Genomic DNA, 10,998 nt, shown 5'->3' on the forward strand with positions numbered 1-10,998 from the left:
CTTGAAGCACCCTCTGCTTGATATGAATGAAAAATGAAATGTATGTTTTATGTTTTAAGATAAAAAATTATGAGCACTCTTGTCCCGTATAAGCATCGAACTTAAGCGTCTGCTGCTTGCTTCCGCTCACTAAGGTTACTACGTATACAGTTATTGAGTTTTCTGTTATAAGCTCAATATGCTTTACTTTTCCTTCTTGATGTTTTAAAGCAAGAACTTTTACAGTGTTCTCCGTTAACGGCTGAAGCTTATCTTGTTTTACATGTGTGATTTCACCTGAAACCGCATCGATTGTAACTGTGTATTCCGTATTATCTTTGATTATTTTTACTGTGAAAATCGCTGCGTTTTGATCATATTCTACCATTCTCACCTTACCTGCATATGTAGCCAATGCAAGATCTTTTGCATCTTGCCTCGTTAATAGCTTCACTGCTTGCTGAGAAGTATTAACTACTTTTCCTGTGAAAGCATCTAACGTTACTGTATATTGAGTGCTATCTTTAAGAATCACTGCAATATACTGACTAGCGGATTCTTTAAACTCTAGACTATATACGTAACCACTATATTGTTTAACAATTGCTTCTTTTATTTTTTGCTCTGACATTAGCTGCAGCTCTTTTTTATTCTCATGAATGACTTTTCCGGTTAGACCGTCCATGGTTAACGTATATTCTAATTTGCCATTTACTACGGTTAACGTATATTCACGCGTTTCTTTGTTAAATGTAATAGATTGAATAACGCCTTTATACTGCTTAGAAACAGATTCTTTCACTTGATTTTGTGTCCATAACTTCACTTCTTGTTTGTTTACTACTTTTCCAGTACTTGCATTTACTTCTACGATTCTTTGCTCCAGGTTATTCGTTACAATTGTAATTACATACACACTTGATTCCTGCTTAAATTCCGTAGATGTGACCGTCCCTTCGCAATCTTGCAGAGCAATACCTTTTGCCTGAGCTTGCGAGATACTCAAATGTTCAGTTGTTTCTGCTTTCACTGTCTTCATTTCTGCAGCGTGACTCGTCGTAATAGAGCTAAATGCAATTGCAGTTCCTAAAGCAGATGTAGACAATACTTTTGCCCATTTAATCATCCTTAAATTTCCTCCTCTTTCACCATTAGACTTTCCGTCTAATTTATGGTGTTTTATCTAGTACGCCGTTCATTATGCAAAAGATTTCTGAGAATAAGACGAATAGAAGCTTAAAGTTAGCTGAAGATATAAGAATAGCTACTATTTTTCAGCTTGCTTTCAGCTATTATTCAGTGCTGTTTCAGATAAAAAAGCATAATAGAAAGTAGAGGAGCAAAGGAGTTTTCACCATGATGGAACAACTAAAAGGAATTAAAGTCTTGCTTATAGATGACGAACCAACTATTTTACAGTTTTTATCTTTAGGTTTAACGAATGAAGGATTTGATATCAAAGCTGCCCAAGACGGAATTGAAGGAATTAATATAGCCAAAGAATTCAAGCCTCATATCGCTATTGTAGATGTTATGCTTCCAGGCATGGATGGATTTGAAGTATGCCGCTTGTTGAAGAAAATGGGGAATATAGCTGTCATCATGCTAACAGCAAAAGATCAAGTAGACGACCGGGTAAAAGGGCTGACTATTGGAGCAGATGATTATATGGTCAAACCTTTCAGTTTTGAAGAACTTCTTGCGCGCATTCAAGCTAGAATCCGCAATCAATTTCCCAACTTATTAGACGAAGTATCAATCGGTCCATTTAAAATTGATGACCGCCGCAAAGAAATTAAATACCTTAATCACATACTTGATTTATCCCCTACTGAATATGCACTCTTAAAATTCTTGGTTATTAATCACGGTCTCGTACTAAGTAAATCCACCATTTTAGATCGAGTGTGGGGATATGATTTTGGAGGAGAAGAAAACATTGTAGAAGTATACATTCGATCACTGAGAGAAAAATTACAGGACCATAGCCGAACCGTTATTCGAACGCTTCGCGGTGTAGGGTATCGGATTGATATTTCATGAAGTACAAACGGTTCTTTCCGCTGAACTCTCTTCGCCTTCAGCTCTTATTCAGAAGTTTGCTTGTTATTTTGAGTTTACTGATACTGATAGGCTTGTTTCAATACGTGTTCATGAAGCAATTTATTTACACGAATAAAATTAGAAGCATCAAAGACCAAATTCACTTGATTCCCGATGATGTCTGGAAGCATGATATTGAAACAAGCCAGAATGTAAAAAGATCAAAACCCATGGTTTATTTCCCGGGTGTTAATATTACCTTTATCAATCAAAAAAGCACATTTTTACGGCTGGCTAAGGATCCACATCATTCTTACTTTCCTAAGCTTTCTGCATCTACATACAAACAAGTAATGAAAAACATCAAACAGCCGGACAACATGATGAGCCTCATAAAAAAAATCGATGGTCATCAAGAGCAAGTCATTGTTTTAAAACCTATTGTCTTTGACGGAGAAATCCAGGGAGTTATTCAAATCAATACTCCAACAGAATCACTAAGAGACCTATTAATCAGACAAATGATGATCTTTTTAATGCTTTCACTTACTGCAATGACCATTGCTTTTTTTGTTTTTTCTTCTGTTTTAAAGCAGACGTTAATCCCTTTGTTTACTATTACTAAAAAAGTGGAGCATATTAATGCAGGAAGCTTACATGACCGCTTGCCTGTTAATCAAGGACAAATCGAAATGGATCGCCTTTCTCTTTCTATTAACGAAATGCTTGAGCGTCTTGAAGAAGCATTTAAAGCTGAAACAGAGGCCAAAGAACAAATGCGGCGCTTTGTGGCGGATGCTTCTCATGAACTGCGAACGCCGCTTACATCCATTCATGGCTTTTTAGAAGTTTTACTAAGAGGGGCTAGCAGTAATCCAGAACAATTAAACGACGCATTAAAAAGCATGTATGGGGAGTCCAAAAGACTGCGCAAACTGATTCAGGATCTTCTGCTTCTTGCTCAGCTTGATCAACTTCCGCCCTTTCAAAAAGAGTGCTGTTTTGTAGATGAATTGATTTTAGATATGAAGCCTCAATTAATGCTATTGGCCGGGAACAGAAAAGTTTTATTCGACTTCCCAAGCCCTTTACCATCAGACATTAACAAAGATCAATTTAAACAAGTTGTTTTAAACTTATTTTCCAACGCAGTACAGCATACAAATCCAACTACAGGAGTTATTCAAGTGATAGGAAAAGTAAACGAGAAAGAACTTTCATTAACAATACAAGATAACGGTCACGGCATTCCTCAAGAACACCTTGCTCATTTATTTGAGCGATTTTACAAGGCTGATGCTTCACGCTCTCGAGCATACGGAGGAGCAGGTTTAGGTTTAGCCATCAGCGCATCTATTATAGGGCTGCACGGGGGGAAAATACGTGTAAAAAGCAAATTGAATGTAGGAACTGCTTTTGAAATTGTATTACCCTTAACGTAAAAAAAGACGATTGCTGTAAAGCAATCGTCTTTTTTATCAAATCAGCATACTTTCCCTGTTTGAGGGCTTATTTTTACAGTATGTTTTACATTGTCTGTTCCTTTGATCACAAACGTGTATGCTTGTTCACTGAACGAAACAGATTGAACCGTTCCTTTGTGCTGTTGAAGAGCAGCTTGTTTAGCTTGTTCTTGTGTAAACTTTACCGCTTCGACTTTGATTACTTTTCCAGTTTCAGCGTTTACTTTCACATGGTGATCTTTGTTGTCTTTTCCGTGGATCAAAAATGTGTATACATCATTTGCATATGAACTTGATTGAATCGTTCCGCTGCAATTTTTTAATGCAATCGTTTGAATCTGTGCTTTTGTAAATGCAGCGCTTTGAATTTGAATCACTTTTCCACTTTGTGCATTCACTTTCACGTGGTGATCACGGCTATCTTTTCCGTGAATTAAGAACGTATATACTCCATCGTTGAAGCCTACCGACTTAACCGTTCCTCCACAGTTTTTCAACGCTACTGCTTGTGCCTCGCTTCGAGAAAAAGATAGTTTTTCAACCTTTACCACTTTTCCGCTGTGTGCATTTACTTTCACATGATGGTCTTGATTATCTTGTCCGTGAATTAAAAATGTATAGGCGTTATTTTCAAAAGAAACTGATTGAACCGTTCCTCCGCAGTTCTTTAAGGCAATTGCTTTTGCTTGAGCTTGCGTATATGTCGCCGTTTCGGTATGAGCCGACGCTTTTGTTGAAGTAATGTGCTGGCCGTCTGAAGCAAATGCGCTTGTCATTGAACCAAGAGCGATAGCTGTTCCAATTGTGGCACCTCCCACGGCTTTTGCTACTACTGCTTTTCCTGCTAATACTTTTCCAATCATGATTATACCTCCGCGTAATTTCCAATGTATTTACAGCACAAGCTAAAGTTTTTAGCAGCGGTCATTTATCAAAATAGCGCTATTGGAGTAACGTTTTTTTCTGCTAAAATACCTTTCACTTTTGCTGTACGAGCCAAAGCGCTTCTTGTCGCCTTTAGCTATGTGTTTATTGTAAGAGCGGAACATGAATTCACTGTGAAGCCCAGCTGAATGCTATCTGAACAAATTCTGAAAGATAGCTGAATAACTTCTAGTTAAACTTGTCATATAAATGTTCAACGTTCTTAACAACAGCTCAACAAATCCAGCGCTTCTCTTTATATTTCCTCAACAATCAAATGATTTAATAAGTGTATGAATACAATTTGGAGGTTATCAACCATGAAAAAATGAGTATCTCTTGGACTATCTCTCACTCTCTTAGCTTCTAGCGCCGCTTCTGCTTTTGCAGCAGAGCATCATCCAGTTCAACATCCAAAACAAATCAAAAGCGTCGAGTTTCAGCCAATGAAAGTACCTACTACGATTGAAAATATGATTAAAACGTATACAGAGGCATCTGTCAAAGTAACATATAAAGATGGAAGCGTTGAAGAAACGCCGCTTAACTATAACCAGCTCTTTCTTTCAAAAGATAAAATTGTCGATAATAAAGGGGAATTAATCGCCGCAGGTACACCGATCGATGCAAACGGGGATCCAATTATTGACCGAAGCGTTCCTGATAAGCCCTCACCGTACGTATCAGACGCACCGGATTCAAACAGCTTTATCACCATCAACGGTAAGTCTTATATTATTTCACATTATGAATATGAATCTGTTAATAATGCTGGAAAAGAGATTTCCGGTCTTCCTGCTTCAATGACGCTTACACAAGTTGACCGAGATGATAAAACAGGAAAACTAACCGTCAACCATGCTAAAAAAATTGATTTTTCCAATATAAATGGTTTATGGACGCCGTGTAATGCTCTACAACGGATTGGGGTACTCACCTTGGTTCAGAAGAATACGAGCCTGATGCACGTGCTTTTGAAGACCCTTCATCTAGCTCGTATAAAGACGTCACGAACTTCGCTAAGCTTTATTTCGGTGACACATCAAAAGCAAATCCATACTACTACGGCTGGATTCCAGAAATTTCAGTGGATGAAAGCGGCAATGCGTCCGTCGTAAAACATTACAGCACAGGTTGTTTTTTACACGAAATGATGCAGGTACTTCCAGATAATAAAACTGCTCTTTTTGGAGACGATGGATCTAATACCATGATGTTTATGTATGTAGCAGATAAGGAGAAAGACTTCTCAGCAGGAACGCTTTATGCGGCAAAATTCAAACAAACGAGTACGAACAATGGAGGTAAAGGCGACCTTCAGTGGATTAAGCTTGGCCATGCAACAGACAATGAAGTGAAAACATTAATCGACAAAGGCACAAAATTTAGTGATATTTTTGAAACAGCTGACCAGCCTACAAAAGGATTTAAAGCTGTGAAAACCGCTGCAAGTAAAAAAGTTGAATATTTAAAAGTAAAGCCTGGCACGGAAAAAGCATCAACACCGAATTCACTGATGGAATGTCGACATCTTCATTAAAAATATCAACAGAAAAAATCACTTCTAGTTCATCGTTATCGTTTTCTAAACGCTTAATACATGCTTGGCGATGGGGAATCGAGTGATCACCGTGTAAAACCTCACTTTTATAGCCTCGCTTATTAAATTCTTCTTCCATATACTCTGCATGCTCAACACTTGCACAGAATCCGAGCGTTTTGCGCTTTAGACCGTCATGACTGTAAAACTCACTCGTCGCATCATCACTGATCTCCCACAAATACTCATATTCCTTGAGTACGTCTTGAACAAAGCGTGACTCACCCTTTGACACAACTTCCATATTCCACTCAATATTGCTTTTTAAAGCGCTTTGCGTTATATTCGCCGAACCTATAATCACTTTATAATCATTTTCATACTCAAAAATATAAACCTTTGTATGAAACCCCTTCTCTTCGACTTCACTAAACACTTTAAGGTCAATATGATTAAAGTTCTTAATTTTCTCTAATGCCTTTACTTCTGTAAAGTTCAAATAAGTCGACTTGATAATACGCCCTTTCACGCCCCGACTAGCTGCTTCCTTCAAAGGATCTAAAAGAAGCTGAAGCCCGCTAAAATTAATAAAAGCCACGCTAAAATAAAAGCTTTTACATTCCTTTAAAGACGTCACAATCTCATGCAAGAGACTGGTGTTTTTTGAATTGACTAGTAACCGATTATTCACTGACTCCACCTTTTTCCATTAAACTGTTAGTTTTAGTTTAGAGGTTCGGAAAGAAGGGATCAATAGGGTTGGTTAATTAAAAAATGTCAAAGTTAGACTTAGAGGTCTTTTTAATACTTTTTATTTATGGTATGGTTTTCCGTCAAAACAAAATGTCTCGTTCCCTTGCACTTTTCGTTCCATACCATTAAAGTATATATTGGTTGAAGTTTATACTGGCATTCAACCTGATAAAAGAAATTACACTTTTTAATTTTGGGAATATGTTTTCCCTAAAAGAAAGGGTTTAGATATAAGATGAAAGATAATTTTTGGCATGAGTTGCCGCGTCCGTTTTTTATTTTGGCACCGATGGAAGCTGTGACGGATGTCGTTTTTCGCCATGTTGTGACCGAAGCAGCACGACCTGACGTATTTTTTACAGAGTTTACAAATACGGAAAGCTACTGCCATCCGAAAGGAAAAGATAGCGTAAAAGGACGTTTGACGTTTACAGATGATGAACAGCCAATCGTTGCGCACATTTGGGGAGACAAGCCTGAATACTTCCGTCAAATGAGTATCGGCATGGCCGAAATGGGATTTCGCGGCATTGATATTAATATGGGCTGTCCTGTGCAGAACGTTGCAGGAAACGGAAAAGGTTCTGGTCTGATTCGCCGTCCAGATACTGCGGCTGAGATTATCCAGGCAGCCAAAGCTGGAGGGCTTCCAGTAAGCGTAAAGACTCGTCTTGGCTATACGCAAGTTGACGAGTGGTACGACTGGCTTAAGCACATTTTAGAACAGGATATCGTGAACCTTTCTATTCACCTTCGTACGAAAAAAGAAATGAGCGATGTTGACGCGCACTGGGAGTTAATTCCGGAGATCAAGAAGCTTCGTGACGAAATTGCGCCTCATACGCTACTAACAATTAACGGTGATATTCCTGACCGCCAGAAAGGTCTTGAACTTGCTGAAAAGTACGGTGTTGATGGAATCATGATTGGACGCGGAATTTTCCATAATCCGTTTGCGTTTGAAAAAGAAAAGAAAGAGCACACAAGCGAAGAGCTATTAGAACTTCTTCGCCTGCAGCTAGATCTTCATGACAAGTATTCTGAAGAATTAGAGCCGCGCCCTTTCAAACCGCTTCGACGCTTTTTCAAAATTTATGTTCGCGGATTCCGCGGTGCAAGTGAATTAAGAAATCTACTCATGAGCACGGAAACGACTGACGAAGTGCGTGCTTTGCTTGATGAGTTTAAAGACAGAGCTGGAGTGAAAGAAGACGAAGGTTTTTCCGTTTCTTAAATAAGATCTCGTTTGCTTAAACTCAATTGTTCTAACATTTTATCGGAGAGAAGAACCTCTTGTTCTTTTTTATAGACGTGTGCTATTTATCCACATATGATAAAAGCTGAGGCAGAAGGTTTTACATTTCCTTCTGCCTCAGCTTTTAATGAAAAAATATCCACACGTTCTATTTATGATAAGGTTCATTTCGAATAATACGAAAAGCTCGGTAAATCTGTTCTACTAATACTAGGCGCATAAGCTGATGAGGAAACGTCATCTTTGAAAAAGAAAGGGCAGCGTTTGAGCGTTTCATTACTTCGCTGCTTAAACCAAGCGACCCACCAATGACAAATGCTATTTTGCTTTTTCCGTAGGTAGCTAATGAATCAATTTCTTTTGCGAGTTCTTCGGAAGATTTTTGCTTTCCGTTAATAGCTAATGCGATAACGTGAGTATCGTCTGAGATTTTCGCTAAGATGCGCTCTCCTTCTTTTTGTTTCACCTGTTCCATTTCAGATTCACTTAAGTTTTCTGGCGCTTTTTCATCTGCAAGCTCAATAATTTCTAATTTTGCATAGCTTGATAAACGCTTTAAATATTCTTGAATACCTTGTTTTAAGTATTTTTCTTTTAGCTTCCCAATGGTTATAATAGAGATATTCACAGGCTATTCTCCTCTCCTTTATCTCTTATCCACAGATATTATCCACATATCCACATGCTATATCCACATTTTGTATAAGAATATTAGTTTCCTACTACATATACAGCTTCATTGTCACAATATTCACAGCTTTTTTCGCCAGTGGAATTTTCTATTTTTTCAAAAACCGGCGCTAGCTCAATCTCATCTACCATTACATCCAGCGCTAGTTCTGTATGTTCTAAACAGCAATATATCTTCATGTATTTATCTTCCTTTCTCTATTCTTTTCATTAAAAAACCACAGGAGTTTATCCCCTGTGGATAACTTTTCTTTCACTTCATTTGACGCGTTAATTTTACTTCTGTGGATTTCTTTTTGCCATTGCGATAGAACGTTACGTTCATTTTATCGCCAATTTCTTTTTCAATGTAGAGGTGTTTGCGAAGTGTCGCAATGTCCCTTACTTTGCTGTGATCTAACTCAACAATCACATCGTATTCCTTTAATCCGGCTTTAGCGGCTGGCGAACCTGGCTCGACTTTTAGAACAGCGACTCCGTTTACTACATCATGCGGTAACTTAAGGGTTTCTTTTAAATGATACCCTGATACCTCACTTAATGATAGTGTACTAACTCCAAGATACGGACGTCTGACTTCACCATATCGTTCTAAGTCATTAATAATGGGTCTAGCCATGTTGATTGGAATCGCAAGACCAATGCCTTCTACTGCTTCTTGGGCAATTTTCATGGAATTAATACCGATTAATTCACCATCAATATTAACAAGAGCACCCCCGCTATTACCAGGGTTAATGGCGGCATCTGTTTGAATAACTTCTGATTGCCAATCAGGGTTTCCATCGCCATTCAAATCTTGAGGAATGACACGGTTAACCCCTGAGACAACTCCTTGTGTAACAGAGCCAGAAAATTGAAGGCCTAGCGGGTTTCCGATAGCAATCACTGGTTCACCAGCTTTAAGCTTATCAGAATTTCCGAAGGTAGCCACTTTTGTCACGTGGCCTGCATCAATTTCAAGAACTGCTAGGTCCATTAAATCATCGCTGCCAAGAATTTTAGCCGATACCCTTGTACCGTTACTGAAGCTCACTTCAATTTCGTTAGCGCCTTTAATGACATGATAGTTTGTCACTATATAAGCTTTATTGCCTTGCTTTTTGTAAATAACACCTGAGCCCGTCCCAGCATCAGTTCGTTCATCATTCCAAAAGCTTTCAGAGTTCTGAATGTTTACAACTCCTACAACTGCTGCATTGGCTTCAGAAACAGCTTTTGTGACGGCCGTAGTAACGTCAAGAGATACTGACTTTTGAATGGTAGATCCTGTTTGTTCATCTCTATTTTCATCCGTCATCCATCCATCTGGCAAAATCCCGTTTCTCACCAAGGCTGGCATAAGAAGCAGTACAATAAGTGCACCTATAATTGCTCCAATCAGAGCAGAAGCGAAATATCCTCTGCGGCGTTTAGGCGGCCGACTATTTGGCTCTTGGCCTTCATCATAATGTTCCACACTATCACCGAACCCTTCATTTATCATCGTGAATGTCTGCATTCACGTACTAAATGAAGTTATTTTTCGCTTCCTTTCTAGAGACTATACATAAACAATATCAGTTGGTCTTTTTGGATCTGTATCACATAGGAGAATATTGTCCTCTACATTGATGTCTTTTTGTTGTAACACTTGCGCAACAGACATGCGGGCAATTTCCTTCATGTTATTGTCTTGACTCAAATGCGCTAAGTAAATGCGTTTGGTTTGATCTCCAATCACATCTGCCATTGCAAGAGCCGCATCTTCATTTGATACATGTCCCACGTCGCTTAGAATTCGTCTTTTAATGCTCCAAGGGTAGCGCCCCATTCTCAGCATTTCAACGTCATGATTGCTTTCAAATACGTACATATCGCTATTTTTAATCGTACCTTTCATGCGGTCACTTACATAGCCGGTATCCGTAATAAGGGTTAATTTTTTAGATCCTTGATGAAATACATAAAACATAGGCTCTGCAGCATCATGCGAAACGCCAAAAGACTCCACTTCCAATTGACCAAACGATTTCGTTTGGCCAATTTCAAAGTGAAACTTCTGTTCCGTATCAATGTTGCCGATTAAGCCATCCATTGCGTTCCACGTTTTTTCATTTGCGAAAATAGGGAGCTTATATTTACGTGCCAGAACACCTAGTCCTTTAATATGGTCACTATGTTCATGAGTCACTAAAATTCCTGATAAATCCGGGATATTGCGATTTACTTGTTGAAATAGAGCTTCCATTTGTTTTCCGCTCAGCCCTGCATCAACTAGTAAGGAATGTTCTCCATCACTTACTAAAATCGCATTTCCTGTGCTTCCACTCGCTAGCACGCTGAAATGCAGGCTCATTTATCTCACTCCA

At 38.6% G+C, this 10,998-nt stretch carries 10 protein-coding genes and 1 pseudogene; 4 read left to right on the forward strand and 7 right to left on the reverse strand.

The window, feature by feature from the left end; all coding sequences use genetic code 11:
- Window positions 1–67: 67 nt before the first annotated feature.
- Window positions 68–1,105 carry a PepSY domain-containing protein gene (locus ACN6NE_RS10815; protein ID WP_474325319.1) on the reverse strand — a complete coding sequence of 346 codons (1,038 nt, stop codon included), beginning with the start codon at window positions 1,103–1,105 and terminating at the stop codon, window positions 68–70.
- A 233-nt stretch (window positions 1,106–1,338) separates the two neighbouring features.
- On the opposite strand from ACN6NE_RS10815, the gene ACN6NE_RS10820 reads away from it, so the two are divergent.
- The gene (locus ACN6NE_RS10820) at window positions 1,339–2,022 is read left to right on the forward strand and encodes a response regulator transcription factor (protein ID WP_057244909.1); all 684 of its coding nucleotides are present in this window, start codon (window positions 1,339–1,341) and stop codon (window positions 2,020–2,022) included.
- A complete protein-coding gene (locus ACN6NE_RS10825; RefSeq protein WP_129705568.1) occupies window positions 2,019–3,464 on the forward strand; it encodes a sensor histidine kinase in 1,446 nt (481 codons plus the stop codon). Before ACN6NE_RS10820 ends, ACN6NE_RS10825 begins: the two co-directional genes overlap by 4 nt.
- Window positions 3,465–3,505: 41 nt before the next feature.
- On the opposite strand, the gene ACN6NE_RS10830 is transcribed toward ACN6NE_RS10825, so the two are convergent.
- The gene (locus tag ACN6NE_RS10830) at window positions 3,506–4,348 is read right to left on the reverse strand and encodes a PepSY domain-containing protein (RefSeq protein WP_474325320.1); all 843 of its coding nucleotides are present in this window, start codon (window positions 4,346–4,348) and stop codon (window positions 3,506–3,508) included.
- A 1,037-nt stretch (window positions 4,349–5,385) separates the two neighbouring features.
- On the opposite strand from ACN6NE_RS10830, the pseudogene ACN6NE_RS10835 reads away from it, so the two are divergent.
- Window positions 5,386–5,949, forward strand: a pseudogene (locus ACN6NE_RS10835) (alkaline phosphatase PhoX); the annotation flags it as partial.
- Here the strand turns inward: ACN6NE_RS10835 and ACN6NE_RS10840 are convergent.
- Entirely contained in the window at window positions 5,837–6,640 is an 804-nt protein-coding gene (locus tag ACN6NE_RS10840) for a phospholipase D-like domain-containing protein (protein ID WP_240702567.1), read from the reverse strand. The pseudogene ACN6NE_RS10835 and the gene ACN6NE_RS10840 overlap by 113 nt on opposite strands.
- Before the next feature lie 297 nt (window positions 6,641–6,937).
- Between ACN6NE_RS10840 and ACN6NE_RS10845 the strand changes: the two genes are divergently transcribed.
- A complete protein-coding gene (locus ACN6NE_RS10845; protein ID WP_014457691.1) occupies window positions 6,938–7,936 on the forward strand; it encodes a tRNA dihydrouridine synthase in 999 nt (332 codons plus the stop codon).
- 169 nt (window positions 7,937–8,105) lie between these two features.
- Here ACN6NE_RS10845 and rlmH read toward each other — a convergent pair whose 3' ends face one another.
- From rlmH to ACN6NE_RS10865, 4 genes are all read right to left on the reverse strand, one after another.
- Window positions 8,106–8,585, reverse strand: coding sequence for a 23S rRNA (pseudouridine(1915)-N(3))-methyltransferase RlmH (gene rlmH / locus ACN6NE_RS10850; protein WP_129705572.1), 480 nt, complete (start codon window positions 8,583–8,585; stop codon window positions 8,106–8,108).
- Between the two features lie 83 nt (window positions 8,586–8,668).
- Window positions 8,669–8,827 (reverse strand): CxxH/CxxC protein, encoded by a 159-nt coding sequence (locus ACN6NE_RS10855; protein ID WP_129705574.1) that lies wholly within the window; start codon window positions 8,825–8,827, stop codon window positions 8,669–8,671.
- A 73-nt stretch (window positions 8,828–8,900) separates the two neighbouring features.
- Window positions 8,901–10,133, reverse strand: coding sequence for a S1C family serine protease (locus ACN6NE_RS10860; RefSeq protein ID WP_129705576.1), 1,233 nt, complete (start codon window positions 10,131–10,133; stop codon window positions 8,901–8,903).
- A 57-nt stretch (window positions 10,134–10,190) separates the two neighbouring features.
- The gene (locus tag ACN6NE_RS10865) at window positions 10,191–10,985 is read right to left on the reverse strand and encodes an MBL fold metallo-hydrolase (protein WP_014457688.1); all 795 of its coding nucleotides are present in this window, start codon (window positions 10,983–10,985) and stop codon (window positions 10,191–10,193) included.
- Window positions 10,986–10,998 lie beyond the last annotated feature (13 nt).

It is taken from the genome of Priestia sp. 53B2 (assembly GCF_056099005.1).